The organism is Halarchaeum sp. P4, from assembly GCF_051195175.1.
In the GTDB taxonomy this organism is placed as follows: Archaea; Halobacteriota; Halobacteria; order Halobacteriales; family Halobacteriaceae; genus Halarchaeum.
On the sequence record NZ_JBNTKC010000004.1, the window covers coordinates 55,566 to 72,237 of the forward strand.

The 16,672-nt window shown below is 68.7% G+C and carries 19 protein-coding genes; 3 read left to right on the top strand and 16 right to left on the bottom strand.

Features of this window, described 5'->3' with window-relative positions; translation table 11 throughout:
• Positions 1–28: 28 nt before the first annotated feature.
• From fba to glpR, 8 genes are all read right to left on the bottom strand, one after another.
• Positions 29–1,021, bottom strand: a complete 993-nt coding sequence (gene fba, locus ACQUS8_RS13355) for a class II fructose-bisphosphate aldolase (RefSeq protein WP_435101907.1) — start codon at positions 1,019–1,021, stop codon at positions 29–31.
• A 94-nt stretch (positions 1,022–1,115) separates the two neighbouring features.
• Positions 1,116–1,589, bottom strand: coding sequence for a PTS fructose transporter subunit IIB (locus ACQUS8_RS13360; protein ID WP_435101909.1), 474 nt, complete (start codon positions 1,587–1,589; stop codon positions 1,116–1,118).
• Between the two features lie 3 nt (positions 1,590–1,592).
• On the bottom strand, positions 1,593–3,281 hold the full coding sequence (ptsP, locus tag ACQUS8_RS13365; RefSeq protein ID WP_435101911.1) for a phosphoenolpyruvate--protein phosphotransferase: 1,689 nt from the start codon (positions 3,279–3,281) through the stop codon (positions 1,593–1,595).
• 4 nt (positions 3,282–3,285) lie between these two features.
• Positions 3,286–3,564, bottom strand: coding sequence for an HPr family phosphocarrier protein (locus tag ACQUS8_RS13370; RefSeq protein WP_435101913.1), 279 nt, complete (start codon positions 3,562–3,564; stop codon positions 3,286–3,288).
• Between the two features lies 1 nt (position 3,565).
• Complete coding sequence (locus ACQUS8_RS13375; RefSeq protein WP_435101915.1) at positions 3,566–4,030, bottom strand: PTS sugar transporter subunit IIA; 465 nt, start codon at positions 4,028–4,030, stop codon at positions 3,566–3,568.
• 53 nt (positions 4,031–4,083) lie between these two features.
• Positions 4,084–5,196, bottom strand: a complete 1,113-nt coding sequence (locus ACQUS8_RS13380; RefSeq protein WP_435101917.1) for a PTS fructose transporter subunit IIC — start codon at positions 5,194–5,196, stop codon at positions 4,084–4,086.
• An 87-nt stretch (positions 5,197–5,283) separates the two neighbouring features.
• A complete protein-coding gene (gene pfkB / locus ACQUS8_RS13385; RefSeq protein WP_435101919.1) occupies positions 5,284–6,192 on the bottom strand; it encodes a 1-phosphofructokinase in 909 nt (302 codons plus the stop codon).
• Entirely contained in the window at positions 6,189–6,959 is a 771-nt protein-coding gene (glpR, locus tag ACQUS8_RS13390; protein ID WP_435101921.1) for an HTH-type transcriptional regulator GlpR, read from the bottom strand. Before glpR ends, pfkB begins: the two co-directional genes overlap by 4 nt.
• 165 nt (positions 6,960–7,124) lie before the next feature.
• On the opposite strand from glpR, the gene eif1A reads away from it, so the two are divergent.
• Positions 7,125–7,409, top strand: a complete 285-nt coding sequence (gene eif1A / locus ACQUS8_RS13395; protein WP_435101923.1) for a translation initiation factor eIF-1A — start codon at positions 7,125–7,127, stop codon at positions 7,407–7,409.
• Positions 7,410–8,026: 617 nt separating this feature from the next.
• Positions 8,027–8,812: an HpcH/HpaI aldolase family protein gene (locus ACQUS8_RS13400; RefSeq protein ID WP_435101925.1), complete on the top strand. Its 786-nt coding sequence runs from the start codon at positions 8,027–8,029 to the stop codon at positions 8,810–8,812.
• Positions 8,813–8,866: 54 nt separating this feature from the next.
• On the opposite strand, the gene ACQUS8_RS13405 is transcribed toward ACQUS8_RS13400, so the two are convergent.
• From ACQUS8_RS13405 to ACQUS8_RS13430, 6 genes are all read right to left on the bottom strand, one after another.
• Complete coding sequence (locus ACQUS8_RS13405) at positions 8,867–9,358, bottom strand: DUF7519 family protein (protein ID WP_435101927.1); 492 nt, start codon at positions 9,356–9,358, stop codon at positions 8,867–8,869.
• Positions 9,348–11,306 carry a DUF7269 family protein gene (locus ACQUS8_RS13410; protein ID WP_435101929.1) on the bottom strand — a complete coding sequence of 653 codons (1,959 nt, stop codon included), beginning with the start codon at positions 11,304–11,306 and terminating at the stop codon, positions 9,348–9,350. The genes ACQUS8_RS13405 and ACQUS8_RS13410 overlap by 11 nt, the downstream gene beginning before the upstream one ends.
• Entirely contained in the window at positions 11,303–12,016 is a 714-nt protein-coding gene (locus ACQUS8_RS13415; RefSeq protein ID WP_435101931.1) for a DUF4129 domain-containing protein, read from the bottom strand. The genes ACQUS8_RS13410 and ACQUS8_RS13415 overlap by 4 nt, the downstream gene beginning before the upstream one ends.
• Positions 12,017–12,088: 72 nt before the next feature.
• A complete protein-coding gene (locus ACQUS8_RS13420; protein ID WP_435101933.1) occupies positions 12,089–13,009 on the bottom strand; it encodes a carbamate kinase in 921 nt (306 codons plus the stop codon).
• Between the two features lie 41 nt (positions 13,010–13,050).
• On the bottom strand, positions 13,051–13,446 hold the full coding sequence (locus tag ACQUS8_RS13425; RefSeq protein ID WP_435101935.1) for a hypothetical protein: 396 nt from the start codon (positions 13,444–13,446) through the stop codon (positions 13,051–13,053).
• Positions 13,447–13,497: 51 nt separating this feature from the next.
• Complete coding sequence (locus ACQUS8_RS13430) at positions 13,498–14,337, bottom strand: ParA family protein (protein ID WP_435101937.1); 840 nt, start codon at positions 14,335–14,337, stop codon at positions 13,498–13,500.
• A gap of 219 nt (positions 14,338–14,556) precedes the next feature.
• Between ACQUS8_RS13430 and ACQUS8_RS13435 the strand changes: the two genes are divergently transcribed.
• Positions 14,557–14,733: a hypothetical protein gene (locus ACQUS8_RS13435; protein ID WP_435101939.1), complete on the top strand. Its 177-nt coding sequence runs from the start codon at positions 14,557–14,559 to the stop codon at positions 14,731–14,733.
• 53 nt (positions 14,734–14,786) lie between these two features.
• Here ACQUS8_RS13435 and ACQUS8_RS13440 read toward each other — a convergent pair whose 3' ends face one another.
• A complete protein-coding gene (locus ACQUS8_RS13440; RefSeq protein ID WP_435101941.1) occupies positions 14,787–15,191 on the bottom strand; it encodes a disulfide bond formation protein B in 405 nt (134 codons plus the stop codon).
• A gap of 39 nt (positions 15,192–15,230) precedes the next feature.
• Complete coding sequence (locus ACQUS8_RS13445) at positions 15,231–16,526, bottom strand: MFS transporter (RefSeq protein WP_435101943.1); 1,296 nt, start codon at positions 16,524–16,526, stop codon at positions 15,231–15,233.
• Positions 16,527–16,672: the final 146 nt, after the last annotated feature.

A 16,672-nucleotide genomic window follows, 5' to 3' on the forward strand; every position in this document is an offset into this window, starting at 1 on the left:
CTGGCGAAGACGAAAATCGCGGGTAGCTCTACGTGTAGCGGCTCTTGCCGGCGCTGCCGGAGAGTTCCGCGAGGTCAGCGTGGACCTCCGCGATGCGCTCGCGGATGTCGCGGCCGACGACGCGCGGGTCGAAGTAGTCCTTGTTCGGCGACCAGTCCGTGTCCTCGAAGAAGGTGTCGCGGCTGTCCGGGACGCCCTCCGGGGGCACAATCTCGTCCTCGTGCTCGCTGTAGAGGTCGAAGGCCGTCCGCGTGTACTCGTACTGGTAGCGGGTGTCCTTGTTCATCTTGCAGATGCCGTACTGCATCATCTCCTCGACCTGCTCGGGCCGGAGTCCCGAGGAGCCGTGGAGGACGAGCGGCGTGTCGAGGCCGTGCTCGTCGAGCGCGTCGCGGATGTCCCGCGCGAGGTCCGGGCGCAGTTCGAGGTCCCGGCCCTTCGCGACGCCGTGCTGGGTGCCCACGGAGATGGCGAGCAGGTCACAGCCCGTCTTCTCGACGAACTCGACGGCCTGCTCGGGGTCCGTGTAGTAGGCTTCCTCCGCCTCGATCTCGTCCTCGACGCCCTTGATCTGGCCGAGCTCGGCCTCGATGAGGACGTCCGAGCCCTTCTCCTCGGCCATCTCGACGACCTGCCGGGAGCGCGCGACGTTCTCCTCGAACGGCTCGTGGCTCGCGTCGATCATGATGGAGGAGGGGATGTCGAGGTCCATCTGCGCCTCGATGAACTCCATGTCCGTCTGGTGGTCCATGTTGAGGAAGACGCCGATGTCGTGCTGCTCAGCCATCACCTCGATGTAGTTCCCCATCGCCTTCAGGCCGGCAACCTCGTCGCCGTCGCCTGCGAACCGACAGGCGCCCGCGCTCATCTGCAACAGGAGGTCGGAGTCGACGCTCGCCGCGCCCTCCATCAGTCCCATCATCACGTTCGGCTCCGCGATGTTGCTCGCGACGAGGCCGAAACCGTCCTCGAGCGCGTCGTCGTACACCTTGTCGAGTTCGTCGCCTCCGTAGAACGTCATGTGTGTTCCTCGTGCGGGGAATCCGGGCCCACACTAATAACTGGTGTGGAAACGAGCAGACTCGGACAAAACTACTCAGAAACGAGTACGTGCTTCAGGAGAAGAGCCAGCGGCGCAGCCGGCGGAAGATCCCCTTCTCGGGGTCACCGCCGCGCTTCGTCGGCTCCTCACTAGACGCCGACTCCGCCTCGGCGTCCGCGTCCGCCTCTTCGTCGCCCTCCTCAGCGTCTTCACCGCCGGCACTGATGACGCCGGACTTCCCGGCCTCGGCTGCCTCGATGGCGCGCTCGATCATCTCGCCCGCGCGATTGACGCCCGCCTTCACCGGCGCCTGGACGATCGGCTTGCCCTCGAAGCGGTCGGTCTGAACGGCCGTGTCCGCCGTGATGATGACGGCGTCCGCCTCGGCGATGTCCTCAGCGCTGAGTTCGTTCTCCGCACCCATGGCGCCCTGGACCTCGACCTTGATGTCGTGGCCCATCTCCTCGCCCGTCGTCTCGAGGTTCTCGGCCGCCATCTGGCTGTGTGCGATACCCGTCGGACAGCTCGTGACTGCGACTAGTTTCATTGGTTACTGTAGGAGTTCGATTACGTCGTCTTTACTGGCCGCCGCGAGCGCGCGCTCCGCGAGCGCCTCGGCGTCCTCGAGGTCCGTCTCGCTGACGCGCGCCTTCACTTCCGGCACCGTCAGCGCGCTCATCGAGAGTTCGCGCAGCCCCAACCCGACCAGCAGCTCGGTCAGCTCGGGGTCGCCCGCCATCTCGCCGCACATCCCGACCCAGACGTCGGTTCCCTCGGCGGCGCTCGTCGTCGCGTCGATGGCGCGCAGCACCGCGGGCTGACGGAAGTCGCCGAGGTCGGCGACCGCGTCGTTCCCGCGCTCGGCCGCCATCACGTACTGCGCGAGGTCGTTCGTCCCGATACTGAAGAAGTCGACGTGCTCGACGAGGACGTCCGCCATGAACGCCGCGGCGGGCGTCTCCACCATCACGCCGAACTCCGGCATCGTCGCCTCGACGCCCTCGGACTCGAGGTCAGCGACGACGTCTTCGACGACGTCGCGGGCCTCAGCAACCTCCTCGACGGTGGTGACGAGCGGGAGCATCACCGCGAGACTCCCGACGTCCGTGTCCGCGTCCGCGCGCAGGAGTGCGCGGAGTTGCGTCTCGAAGAGGTCCGCGTCGGGGCCGAGCGAGCGCCGAATCCCGCGCTCGCCGAGGAAGGGGTTCTCCTCGTCGGGCAGGTCGAGATACGGCACTGGTTTGTCGCCGCCGATGTCGAGTGTCCGGACGACGACGCGGCCCTCGGGGAACGTCTCGATGGCCTCCTTGTAGGCCTCGTACTGCTCGTCCTCGTCGGGGGCGTCCTCGCGGTCGAGGAAGAGGAACTCGGTGCGGAAGAGGCCGACGCCGTCAGCGCCGCGCTCCGTCGCGGGCAGGAGTTCCTGTGGCGTCCCGATGTTCGCCGCGACTTCGACGTGCGTGCCGTCCGCCGTCGTCACCGACTCCTCGACGATTTCGGCGGCCTGCTCGGCGCGCGCGGCCTCGGCGGTGTCCTCGTCGGGGTCGACGACGAGTTCACCCGCCTTCCCGTCGATGACGACGGTCTCGCCGTCCTCGACCGACTCAAGGTCCTCGCCGATGCCGACGACGGCGGGGATGGCGAGCGAACGCGCGAAGATGGCCGCGTGACTCGTCCGGCCGCCCGTCACCGTCGCGAACCCGGCGACGCGCTCGGGGTCGAGCTGGGCCGTATCGGACGGCGTGAGGCGTTCTGCGAGCACGACGCTCCCCTCGGGGAGCGCGGAGAGGTCGACACGCTCCCCGTCCGTCAGGAGACGCAGGAGGCGGTCCCGGACGTCGCGCAGGTCGTCCGCGCGCTCCGCCATCTTCCCCTCCATGCTCGCGAACTGCTCGACGAACTCGTCGAACGTCTCCTGCACCGCGTGCGCGGCCGGGAGACCGTCCTCAACGCGCTCCTCGACGCCCGAGGAAATCTGCGGGTCGTTGAGGAACTGGACGTGCGCGTCGAACACCGCCGCCTCCTCCTCGCCGACGCGCTCGGCCGTCCGCTCGCGCTCGGCCTCGAGTTCGGCTTCAGCTTCCGCGACCGCGAGTTCGAACGCCTCGAGTTCGGCCTCCGCGTCCACGTCCTCGGGCGCGGGCGGCTCGGAGAGCTCGGCGTCCGGGTGGTACCAGACGACAGTGCCGACGCCGGAGAGCGGCGTGACGTCGATGCCGGGGAGTCGTCGTTCACTCATGGCCTCAGAGCTCGTCCTCCGGGGTTGTCAGGACGTCCTCGAGCGCGTCGAGCGCGTCCTCGGCGTCGTCCCCCTCCGCAACGAGTCGGAGCGTATCGCCGCTCGCGGCGCCGAGGCCGGTAATGGCGAGCATCGAGGACGCCGGGACGAGGTCGTCGTCGTCGGCGTCTTCGGGCCCAACGAGGACCTCGGCGTCGTACTCGTTCGCCGTCTCGACGAAGACGGACGCGGGCCGCGCGTGCAGGCCCTCCTCGGGGACGACGGTGACGAGGCGTTCGGGCATCTCAGGCCACCTCCTCGATGATGAGGCGCTGGACGGCCTCGGCACTCTCGGCCTCGTGGAGTTTCTCGCGGGTCTCCTCGTGGACGAGCGAGCGCGAGATGCTGCTCAGAATCTCGAGGTGGTCGTCGCTGGACTCCTCCGGGACGAGAATCATGAAGAAGAGCGTCGCGGGCTCGCCGTCCATCGCGTCGAAGTCGACGCCCTCCGAGGAGCGCGTGAACGCGAGCGTCGGCTCCTCGACGCCCGTCGTCTTCGCGTGCGGGATGCCGATGCCCATGCCGACGCCGGTCGTGGACTCCTCCTCGCGCGCGAGCAGGTCTTCGAGCGCCTGTTCGCGGTCGCTGACGCGGCCGGCCTCGACGGCGAGGTCGAGGAGGTGCTCGATGACGGCTTCCTTCTCGGCGGGCGGTTCGTCGAGCGAGATCAGGTCGACGTCGATCAGCTCTTCGAGGTCAGTTTCGGTCATCGTTTGTGATTGGGTCTGCGCGGACGGTAAGGGTTCCGCACTCAGATGTTTGCTCAGACGTTACCGACGCGTTCGTCGTAGTTCGGCTTGATCACGTGCTCGATCGCCGCCGTGACGACGGTGCCGAGCAGGAGACAGCCGAGGAACAGGAACGGCTTGTTGGAGAGGGGGACGACGAAGATACCGCCGTGCGGGGCGGGCATCGTCACGCCGAGACCCATCGCGGCGGCGCCCGCGACGGCGGACCCGGCGACGATACCGGGGACGACGCGCGCTGGGTCGGCCGCACCGTAGGGAATCGCGCCCTCAGTGATGAAGGAGAGGCCGAGCGGGATGCCGTTCTTCGCGTTCTCGTACATCTCCGCGGCGTACTTTTCGGGCGCGATCAGGTTCGCGAGCGCCATGCCGAGCGGCGGCGTCATGCCGGCAATCATCACGGCGGCCATCGGGCCGTAGATCTGCTCGCTGATGAGGCCGGTCGCGAAGACGTACGCGACCTTGTTGACGGGACCACCCATGTCGAAGGCCATCATCGCACCGAGGATGGCACCGACGAGGAGCGCCTGCCCGCCCTGCATCCCGCGGAGCCACTCCGTGAGCGCGGCGTTCGCGATGGAAACGGGGACACCGACGACGAACAGCATCACCGGCAGCAGGACGAGCGTCGTCGCGACCGGGATGATGAGCACGGGCATCATCGGCTCGATGAAGCTCGGGACGTCGCGCTGCTTGAACCAGAGCGCGACGTACCCCGTGATGAGGCCGGCGACGAGCGCGCCGAGGTAGCCGGCGCCCGCGGCGCCACCCTGAATGCCGATGATCTTCCCGGCTTCCTGCAGGACGTTACCCTGCTGGATGAGGTACGAAAGGACGAAACCGGGGGCGAGACCGGGTCTGTCGGCAATCGCGTACGAGATGTACGCGCCGAGGATGGGCACCATGATGGTGAGTCCGATCGACCCGACCTGGGCGAAGAACCACCCGAGCGTCCCCGTCGCTTCGAAGACGTTCTGCACGTCCCCGAAGAGGGTCGCGGACGCGTAGCCGAGCGCGAGGAAGATACCGCCGATGGTGACGAACGGTATCATGTGCGATACGCCGGTCATCAGGTCCTCCTTGATGGAAACCAAGTAGGCCCGATACGCTGCTTCCGGGTCAGACGACATAGTCTATCACGATAGTTGCCCGACCGTGATTAAAATTGTTCGGATATGCTCTCTCCTGACCGTTTCTGTTCGAGGCGTGAAAGGACGTCAGTGCCGGGTGACCGTCACGGCGTCCCGAATCGTCGGCACGTCCCCGAAATCCGGCACGCTCGTCCCGGCCACCTGCACCACCCGTGACGCCACCGCGACACCGGTCGCGAGCGCCGTCGCGTCGTCCGCGCCGTCGTCGAACGCCGAGAGCACGCCCGCGAGCAGCGAGTCGCCCGCGCCCACGGTGTCGACGACGTCCACGTCGACCGCCTCAGCGTGGACCGCGCCGTCCTCGGAGACGAGAATCGCGCCGTCGGCACCGAGCGACGCGACGACGCGCTCGTAGCCCATCGAGCGCAGTTCGTCCGCGGCCGCGATGCACTCGTCAACGCTCTCCGTCGGCGAGCCCGTCGCCGCCGCGAGCTCCTCGCGGTTCGGCTTGCAGAGCGCGTACTCCGCCTCGAGTTCAGCGAGCATCTCGCCACCGACGTCGACGGTCGTCGCCCAGTCGCCCGCCGACGCGAGCGCGTCCACGTCGTCCGCGGTCATACCCGGCGGGAGGCTCCCGCCGACGACGAGCGTCGGCGGCGCCACCGTCGCAACGTGCTCGCGCAGGGCGTCGACGGCGTCGTCGGACACCGCGGGGCCGTTCTGGTTCACCTTGTACTCGCCCTCCGGGGCGAGAATCGTCTGGTTGAGCCGCGTCGACTCGTCCACGGAGACGAACTCGGCCTCGAGCCCCTCCGCGGCGAGTTGCTCGGCGAGCACGCGCCCGAAGGGATCCCCGAGGAAGCCCGAGGCAGCCGTCTCGGTGCCGAGCGCCCGCAGGTACTGCGAGACGTTGATACCCTTCCCGCCCGCGTCGATGGTCGCGTCGTCCGTGCGGACGACGGTGTCCACGTCGAGCGGGCTCTCGAGCTCGACGGTGTAGTCGAGCGCCGGGTTCGGCGTGACGGTCAGAATCACGCCGTCTCCACCTCGTCGGTGACCCGCGTCCCCGAAGACTCGAACGCCTCGCGGAGATCCTCCGGGAGCGTCCCGTCGGTGACGACGTGGTCCACGTCCTCGAGGTCCGCGAACTGGACGAAGCTCCGCTTGCCGATTTTCGAGTGGTCCGCGACGAGGACGACCCGGTTGGCCTTCTTCACCATCAGCTCCTTCATCCGGGCTTCGTCCTCGTTCGGCGTCGTGAGCCCCGCCTCGGCGTCGAGGCCGTTCGTCCCGAGGAAGAGGAGGTCGAAGTTCGTCCGCTCCATGAACGACTCCGCCGTCGGGCCGACGAGCGCGCGCGTGCGCCGTCGGAGCGTCCCGCCGGTGAGCTTCACCTCGTTCGCGTCGCCCTCGAGCTCGACGGCGAGGCGCGGCGAGTTCGTCACCGCGAGCAGCGACCCGTCGGTGGGTGCGCGTCGCGCGACCTCCATCGTCGTCGTCCCCGCGTCGAAGAAGACGACTTCCGCGTCGCTCAGTTCCTCGACGGCGCGCGCGGCGATGGCCTGCTTCGCGTCGAGGTTCTGCACCTCGCGCTCGCCGTACGTCCGTTCGTGACCGACCGACGACGCCGGGAGCGCGCCACCGTGGCTCCGCTCGATGAGCCCTTCCTCCTCCAGCGCCCGGAGGTCGCGCCGGATGGTCGCCTTCGAGTAATCGAGTTCTTCGGCGAGCTCCGCGACGGACCGGCCGTCGTGTGCCGACACTAACTCCACGATCTTCCGCTTTCTCGCTTCCGGTAACATTGCTGGTCCGTGGTCTCTAACGGGAGGTGTTCCCGTCCGGGCATAACTGTTTATGTCCGGTACTGTTCGTTTCTGGTTGCACGCCGAGGAAAACGCGCTTTTATTTGTTCATTGGTACCATGACTGAAGGGAACCGTTTAACCGTGAGCCGAGTGTAGCTATTGTATGAGCGAGAATCAGGGCCGACGGAACCTCCGTATGCCCGACGACAATCAGGTGTTCGCGGTCGTCACCGACATGCTCGGTGGGAGCCGCGTCCGACTCCGCTGTGCCGACGGCAAAGAACGCATGGGCCGCATCCCCGGTCGCATGAAGTTCCGCACGTGGATTTCGGAGGGCGACGTCGTCATCGCCGAACCGTGGGACTGGCAGGACGAGAAGGCGAACGTCGAATGGCGCTACGACGACGACGCCGCCGAGCAGCTTCGCCGCGAAGGCCACATCGATTGACATCCTCCTCCGCGTGAACACGGAGGAATCCCGAGCGGTGGGAGTTTCAGGTTCGCGGTCCAATCAGTTGACTACCACACCTTTCGGGCGCGGGTAGTCCCACAGCATTGGTGTAGTGAACTGCTGGCGGTGCCAAACCGCCGGTACCCCTATCCTCGACCGTGTAGAGCGTCCCGGTGTTGTTTTGGCCACGGGGACGCCAGCAGGCGTCAGCGGACTCGGGGGTATCTTTTGATTCGCTTTGAGCAGTCGGCACGCGCCCACACTCTTCGAGAATGTGGCGTTCACCGACTGCTCTTTCGGATACTACCTCGTTAGGTGGGCGGACAGGCCGCCTCCGGAGGCCGGTTCGGAATCCGCTCCGTTCCGACCGATTCCTACTCTTTAGTATGGCGGCCCGTCACTTAAACGTCAGCGTCGGAAACTCAGGACAGGCGTTTGAACGGTGGCTTCTCTCACCGAGTGACGGCGCGTATCCACGGCCTTCAGACCGTGGTATTGCGCCTGTCCCGCGTATAACCACCTCTCCCTTTCTTCTTCTTCACGCCGATAGCGGCGGCGCTCCCCCACGCTATCCGGCCCCGCGATTTTTCACGACGCCGGGCGACGTACCCGACGTGAACCCGCGAGAGAACTCCCTGCGCGAGACGCTCGAGAGCGACGAACCCGCCTTCGGCGTCCTCGACAACACGTACAGCCCAGAAGTCGTCGAACTCCTCGGCGAGTTCGGCTTCGACTTCGTCTGGATGGACTTAGAGCACGGCGGACCGAGCCCGTGGGACGGCGACGCACTCGAGGAGCTCCTGCGCGCCGCCGAACTCACCGACACCGAGTTGCTCGTCCGTATCCCCGAGCCGAACCCCGCGATGGTCCGGAAATGCCTCGACGTCGGCGTGCGCAACCTCTTCATCTCCCGCGTGAAGACCGCCGAAGAGGTTCGGGAGGCACTCAAGGCCGCACACTTCGAGTACGACGACGGCGCGGGCGAGCGCGGCCTCGCCGGCCCGCGCGCCGCACGCTACGGGCAGGCGAAGGACTACGTCGGCACCGAGGACGAGGAAGTCCTCGTCGGCGTCACCATCGAAACTGAGGAAGCCGTCGAGAACATCGAGGACATCCTCGCCGTCCCGGAACTCGGCTTCGCGTTCCTCGGGCCGAACGACCTCTCCATCGCACTCGGCCATCCCGGCAACCGCGACCACCCCGACGTCGAGGACGCCGTCGCGACCGCCGAAGAAGCCGCGCTCGAACACGACGTCACGCTCGGTGGCCTGACGTTCGGCATGGACGACGCCGTCGAGAAAGTCGACGCCGGCTACCAACTCCTCCACGTCGGGAGCACCCTCGGCGCACTCACCGGACAGTTCGGTAGCTGGCACGAAGCCTACGAGAACGCTCGGTAGAGCAGTCTCCAGGCAACGGCGAACGCGCATCATCCACTCTTTTTCAGCGCGTCCTCAGCGGCGAGCGGCGACGAGGAGCGCCACCGCGCCGACGAGGAGGGCGGCGAGCGCGACGAGCGGGCGGTCGCCGGTGCTGGAGCGGAAGACTGCGTAGCCGACGCTCGCACCGAGGACGAGTACGACGAGCGTGCTGAGCGTGTGCACCGCCTCGACGCGGCGCGTCGACGTCTCGGGGCCGGCTTCGCGGGCGAGCCTGAACCCGTATCGGCCAGCATCCCACGCGAGTACGAGCGCGACCGCGGCAAGGAGCGTGCCGCCCTCCCCGATTCCGAAGACGCCGGCGAGGAGGAGCGCGCCGCCGATGAGCCCCGCACCCGCGTTGAAGACGTCCACGCGGCCACGACGGAGACCAACGCCGAGGACGAGGACGCCAACGACGCCCGCGACGAGCGCGTACGTGACGTCGGCGAGCAGGACGAGTGCACCGAGCGCACCCGCCAGCGCGACCGTACAACTCGTCAGCGGTGGCCGCGAGCTAGAGGTCACGACGCACCTCCTCGCCGCGACGCTCGTCCGACCGCCAGTCGAGCACCGACAGCCCCTGACTGCGGAGCGTCCCGACGCGACGGCGGCGGGCGAGCGCGGCGTAGCCCCGCGCGCAGTCGGCATTCGTGCCGGCCGCGAGCGTCGGGTCGGGGCTGACGACGGTGACGTCGCGGCCTGCGGCGGCGAGGCGGCGCGCGATTTGCTCGGCGTCGTCGTCACAGAGTGGAGTGACGAGGACGACGCGAGTGCCGGGTCGGAGTCGCCGTTCGAGTGTCTCGAGCCCCCGATCAACATCGTACACGTCCGTCGGTGGCTCCCACGAGAACGCCGCGTCCCCGAGGAGCGCCGCGCGAAGCCGACGGTGGTGGGCATCGCCGGTCGCGGGTGCGAGCCAGCACGCACGCGGCGAGAGCGCGGTGAGACCGACCGGAATCGAGGCCGCGGCACACTCATCAACGACGCCGCGTGCCGCATCGAGACTCCGCCGGACGGCCGGTGACGCCGCCTCCGTGGCGGACGCGACGTAGGCCTTCCGGCGGGCGTCGACGGCAACGAGGACGTCCGCGCGGCGCGGTTCGCGGAAGTCGACGGTGGTGAGGTCCCCGGTCTTCGCGCGGCGTTTCCAGTCGATGCGCGAGCGCGGGTCGCCGCGGCGGTACTCCCGCACCGAGTGGAACTCGACGCCCGACCCGGCGTGCGTGGACGCCGTCCGACCAGCGTGAACGGTCGTCCGCACTCGGTCGGGGAGCGACACCTGCGAGTCGTCGGGCCGGCAGGTGAGCGTGCTCGGCGCGTCAACCACCGACTCGCGGCGGTGGACGCCGCTGGCGTCGCGCGCGACGAGGAGCGTCGGATCGAACTCGTGGCGGCCCGGCGCGGCCGTCACGGTGTAGGTGAACGTAATGCGCTTGCCGGGCCGGAGCGCCGTCGTGGCGCGAGGCGACCCCTCGGCGACGGTGAGGCCGGCGGGCACGCCGTCGACGATGCGGAGGTCGGTGAGCGTCCGGCCGCCGGTGTTCTCGACGGTGACGGTCACGTCGACGGGGTCTTCAGGAGCCGGTGTCGCGTCCGCGAGCGAACGCGAGACGTCGACGGCGACCGACGGCGGCGTGGTCGCGCGCGTGTAGCCGGCGACGGTGACGCCGAACAGCGCGAGCAGGAGGAGTCCCGGGCGGAGCGTGACGATACCGAGGCCGCCGGCGAGGAGCGCGGCGGCGGTCACCGGTCGAAACCGGTCCGAACGCGTCGTCCGCGTCGACCCTGACTCCGCCGACGACCAGTAGCGTCGCGTCGTCGCGACGCGCTCGGCGGCGTCGTCCCCCTCCGCGGCCACCGCGGAGACGTCCGCGTCGCCGGCGTGACTCGCGAGTGCGGCGACGGCGTGTCGTGCGCGGCGGGCGAACGGCGGTTCGCTCCCCCGAAGTCCGCGAAGGCGCTGGCGGAGCGAGAGGGACGGGACGACATCGTCAGTGAAGAACGCCGCGGCGAGCGGGTCGTCCGTCCACGAGCCATCGGCGAGGTGGGCCGCCGCCTCGTCGGGTGTGACGCCGTCGCGTCGCGACAGGACGTCGACGGCGAGGTCGCGTAGGTCGTCGCGGAGGGCGAGGCGGGTCGCGGGCTCGGCCTCGCGCCGGTCGGTCCACGTGACCTCCGCGAGGCGTCGTGTGAAGGCCGCACCCGGCGACGCGTAGGCGGGTCGGTGCTCCGGCCGTGGAAATTCGGGGTCGTCGCTCGCCAGCGTCGCCTCTGCAGACGGTCGCACGGCGTCCGCGAACAGGGAGCCGGCGGCGATGAGGAGCGTGACGACGCCGACGAGGGCGACCGTCGCCGTCCCAAGGCCGCCCGAGAGGGTGACCGCGGACGCGAGCGACGGCGCGGCGAGCAGGAGGAGGCCGACGACGCTCGACGCGACGCCGAGGCTGAGCGCGAGCCGTCGCGAGAGGCTCATCGCTCCATCGCGTCGTCGGACGACCCGTCCTCGTCACGCGCATTGCGCACCTGAACGCGCTCGAGTGCGCGGCGCGCACGGCGCTCCCGGTCGGCCGTCGGCGTCGCCCCGCCGTAGCGAACAGAACGGAACAGCTCGGTGAGTTCGCGGACGGCCGAGGCGGGGCGGCCGTCCGCGAGCGCGTCCCGTGCGACGTCGGCGGGCGTGCGTGAGCGCTGCCGCGTCTCGCCGAGCTCGGCGACCATCGCGTTCCACGACCGGTAGACGTCGTTCGTCACCGGGGCGTCGCTGGCGGCGCGGGCCGGTGCCCGCTCACGCTCGCCGGCCGGGTTCACGGGCGCCGTATCGTCGTCGGCGTCGGCATCCAGGTCGCCGTCGTCGTCGGTGAGACGCCAGAGGACGACGGCCACGCCGACGACGAGCAGGGCGACGCCGACGGCGAGTCGGGCGAGCGAGGTGTGCGCGGCAGTCTCACTCGTGTCAGTTCCGGTGTCACTGATGTCGGGCAGGAGGTCGGCACCGGGTGCGTTATTGTCGGTCGAGTCGCCGGAGCGCGGGGCACCGTGTCCGTCCGTGGCGTGGGGCTGGCCGAGCGGGGTGTCGACGCTCGGCCCGGCGTCGTGCGCAGCGGGGAGCGTGCCCGCGGCGGCACCCACGACCACGAGGGCGAACACGGTCAACAGGAGGGCTGTCGCGTGTGGGCGGTTCATAGCTGGAGGGCCTATCGGATGGTCGGCCGGCGACGAAATAAGTATTCCACCCCCGCCGCGACGGCGTGTCGCCTAGTCGGCCGTGACGGTCGTCCCGGCGTCGCCGTCGAGCGCCGACTCCAGTTTCTCGGGCGACGTGATTATCGCGCGGCCGCCGGTTTCGTCGACGAAGCGCGCACACGCGGTGACTTTCGGCTTCATGCTGCCCGCGGGGAACGCGCCGGACTGACGCATCGCGCGGAGTTCGTCCGGTGTCGCCCGGCGAATCGCCTCCTGGTCGGGCGTGCCGAAGTCACGGTAGACGGCGTCAACGTCGGTGAGCATCAGGACGGTGTCGGCCTCGAGGGCGTCGGCGATAAGCCGGGTCGTGTGGTCCTTGTCGACGACGGCGGCGACGCCCTCGTACCCACCGTCGCCGTCGGGCACGACGGGAATGCCGCCGCCACCGCCGCAGACGACGGGGCCGTCGCGGTTCTCGGCGAGCGAGGCGACGTGGGCGGCCTCACGGACGCCGAGCGGGGCGGGCGACGGGACGACGCGCCGATAGGCCGTCTCGCCGCTCTCGCGGGTGACTTCAGTCGTCTCGAACTCCTTCTCGGCGGCTTCTGTGGCCGTGTAGTAGGGGCCGACGGGTTTCGTGGGGTCGTCGAAGTCGGGGTCGTCGGGGTTGACGCGGACGCGCGTGACGAGCGGGGCGGGCGGCCCGCCGAAGGCGTCGCCGAACCCGCTCTGCAGGAGGTAGCCGACCTGCGCCTGCGTCTCGGCGACGAGGACGTCGAGCGGTTCGGCCGGCCCCTCGGACTGCTCCTCGGCGAGCAGCCGCTTCCCGACTTGCGGGCCGTTGCCGTGCGTGAAAACGAGGTCGTGGGCGCGCCGAGAGAGCACGGCGAGCGCATCACGCGTCTCAGTGATGCGACGGCGTTGCTCCGCGACGGTCCCCTCGCCCGAACGTAGCAGTGTGTTCCCCCCGAGCGCGACGACGAAGCGGCTCATACGGGATAGGAGAGAGTGACCGCCAAGGCCGTTGTGGCCGCCTACTCGATGACCCCGAGCGGTTCGGAAATCGCGTCGCGCGCATACTGTCGAACGTCCGTGATGTGCAGACTGCTGTCGAGTCGGACGGCGACGACGACGCCACGAAGGTCGTCGAGGTGGAGGTCGATGTCCGCGACGGTTTCATAGAGGCGGACCGTAGTCGTCAGGCGCTCGTCGTGGATGTCGGTGTACGCGCCGTGGCCGATGCTCTCCAAGAGTGCGGATTCGAGCGTTCCGTAGCCGGATTCGCCGGCGTACTCGTCGAATTCGTCCAGGTAGACCGACCCGGTCCGGCTCTCGTGTTCGCCGTCGTACCAGCCGACCGCGAGCACGTCGTCGCCGTGCTCCTCAAGGAGGCGGTCACGGACCGCTGTCGCGGCCTCACGGACGTTCATACTGGCTCTGTCGCCGAGACGCTCCTAAGGAATTGTGGCTCTCCGGACGTGTCAGGCGTCGTGTTCGACGTCTTCGACGCCACCGTTCTCGACGATGTCGGCGACGGCGTCGAGGCGCTCGACCATGTCGGAATCGGGGTCGTAGACGGCGAGCGGGAGGCCGTCGCGCCACGCGCGCCGGAAGGCGACGCGCTTGCGGATGCCGGGGCCGGGGGAGTCGGGGTCGTCGAACTCGCGACTGCGACCGAACGCCGGGAGTCGGTCCCGGAAGCGCGAGGCCTCGACGGCGCTGAGGACGCGGCGCTCCTCGTTGTCGCCCTCGAGGCGGTTGGGGATGACGCCGAGGACGTCGATGGGGAGTTCGCGTCGTAGCGGGTCGAGTTGCTGGGTCGTCATCCGGTCGAGACCGCTGAGGCTCGGCTGGCTCATGAGGAGCGGGACGAGGACGTTCTGCGTGGCGACGAGCGAGGAGTCGGAGAGCGGGCCGATGGTCGGCGCGGTGTCGACGATGACGTAGTCGTACTCCGTCCCGAGGAGTGGTTCGACGACGTCGTGTTTGACGCGGAGTTCGCCGAAGGTGGCGTTCCGGATGCTGGACTCGACGGCGTCGAGTTGCTCGTGGGCGGGCAGGACGTCGAACCATTCTCGCTCGCGGATGACGTCGTGTGGCCCGGTGTCGTCCTCGTCGTCGATGACGTGGCCGATGTGTGTCTCGCCGGTGTAGGCGTCTTCGAGGCCGACGGCGCGTGTGGCGTTGCCCTGCTGGTCGAGGTCGACGAGGAGGACGTCGTAGCCGCGACTCGAGAGGCGCTCTGCGACGTTTACTGCGAGGGTGGTCTTCCCGACGCCGCCCTTCTGAAGGGCGACGCTGACAGCGCGTGGTTCGTGCATAGTGGGGGGGAGAGGGGGGATGCCGCGTCGGAATCGGGATGGTTGCACAATACGACGGGCCACAATTAATTATTTTGGCCCGCGTACCGTATGCAAGATATAACGAGCGGCCGAGGGTTTCAGCCTGTCGGTCCACCACGTTCAGCAGTCGCTCACGAGCGCCGCCAGCGTCCGGTCGTTGGGGCGTCTGCGCACGGTACATCGGCAGGACGGCGATGGGTGCCGTGGCTCCGCCACCCGAACGACGACCACAGACCTGTCACTGCCGGGAAACGACACGCCGACGTGCGCGCCCTCCACCCAGTCCGGTCGTCGGCGTCGAACCTCATCGCTCTCGTCGTAATCGCGGTCTCCTTCCTCCCGACGGCGCTCGTCGCGCGGCAGACGCGCGACTGAGACACCACCTCGTCCGCAGTTTCACCCCACGCTGTCCGCAGAAATTTGGGCCGTCACGCACGGTACGCCCGAACGGCGAGCACGCCCATCAGCGCGCCGATGAGGACGAACGCGACGAACGACTGGTTCGGAATGGTGACGGGGCGAACGTAGATGGTCGCACACCCACCGAACGTGCAGGTGTTCCCCGCGACCACCTGCAGGTAGGACTGGTAGGCGGCGAACGCGACGCCGCCCGCACAGAAGGGTAGGACGAGCCGGTAGATGCCGGTGTCCTCGGTGTACCACGCGTAGGCGAGGACGCCGACGAGCGGGTACATCAGGATACGCTGGTACCAGCAGAACTCGCAAGGGACGAACCCGAGGACGAGGCTGTACGTGAGGCTCCCGGCCGTCGCGACGGTGGCGACGAGGGCACCGAGAGCGAGGAGCGTCCGGGAGGAGAGGCGGGCGAGCACTGCCGGGGGATTGGACGCCCCAATACTTGGGTGGTACGTTCAGTCCGCGGCGGCCGCGCCGGTGTCGGCGGGTTCGGCACCGCCGCCGGTGTCGACGGTCTCGTCGACCTGCGAGTAGACGAGCAGGAAGCCGAGGAACGCGAGCACCGCGCCGAAGACGAACGGCGTCGCGTAGGCCGTCCCGAACGGCAACTCGATGCCGGAGAGGACGCCCGCGGAGAGCGGGCCGATGGCGGTGCCGAGGCCGAACGCCATCGTGAGCACGGAGAGCGTCGTCCCGGAGCTGCGTCCTTTGGCGATGTCGCCGGCGAGCGCCATCGCAGGTGCGAAGACGGCGGCGCCGGCCGCACCCTGCACGAAGCGCGCGATAATCATGCCGGCGGGCGTGGTGACGAGGCCCTGTGCGAGCGTCGACGGGACGAGGACGAGCATCCCGGCGAGAATGAACGGTTTGCGGCCATAGGTGTCGCTCCACGAGCCGATCGGCGCCTGCAGGAGGACTTGCGCGAGGACGAACGCGGAGAACTCGATGCCGAACATCGTCGCGTTCTGCCCGAGCGTCGTGTTGATGTGGTGCTCGAGCGGCTCGAGGAGCGCGATGCCGATGGCCATGAAGAGCGAGGCGACGCCGAGCGTGAAGACGGGGTCGAGGAGTTTGTCCTCGCGGACGCGGTCGAAGACGGCGATGCTGATGTCCTCGCCGGCGTCGGCGTCCGCCTCCACCTCGGGGTCCTCAACGAGGAGGTAGACGCAGACGGCACCGAGGAGGGCGCTGGCGGTGGCGACGTAGAAGGCGGCTTCGAAGCCGGTGACGGTACCAGCCAAGTAGGGACCGCCGGCGACGACGCCGCCGGCGACGACAGGGCCGAGACCGAAGCCGATCATGCGGAAGGTGTTGAAGACACCCATCGCCTCGCCGCGTGCGGTTTCTTGTGAGAGCTCGTTGACGAGCGCGATAGTCGCGGGAACGGTGAGCGCGACGCCGACGCCCTGTGCGATGCGGACGAGGAGGACAGCTCCATAGCTGTCGACCAGCGTGTAGACGAAGTTCGCGACGGTGAGTGTGAGGAGGCCGGCGATGACGAAGACGCGCCGACGGCCGGTTCGGTCGGAGAGGTTCCCGGCGAACGGCTGGATGCCGCTGTTGAAGAAGCCGAACGCGGAGAGGATGATGCCGGTGATGAGTGTCGGCGCGAGCCCGAAGGTGCCCCCGGAGACGACGCCGCTCGTGATGTAGAGCGGGAGGACGACGATGAGGAAGGAATTCCCCAGCGAGTCCACCATGCGGGCGAACGCGAGGGCGAGGATGCGCCGGTCGACGTCGAGGAAGCCCACTAGCGACCCACCTCGTGCTGTGCGGTCCGTGGTGTCGGTAACGCGAACATGGCGATAGTGACTGACCAATCAGTCAGCGCGGTACTGAATGGATAGTCAACTCGACCCCATAAGGGTTGTGACGCACGCTACACCCGCCGCTACTC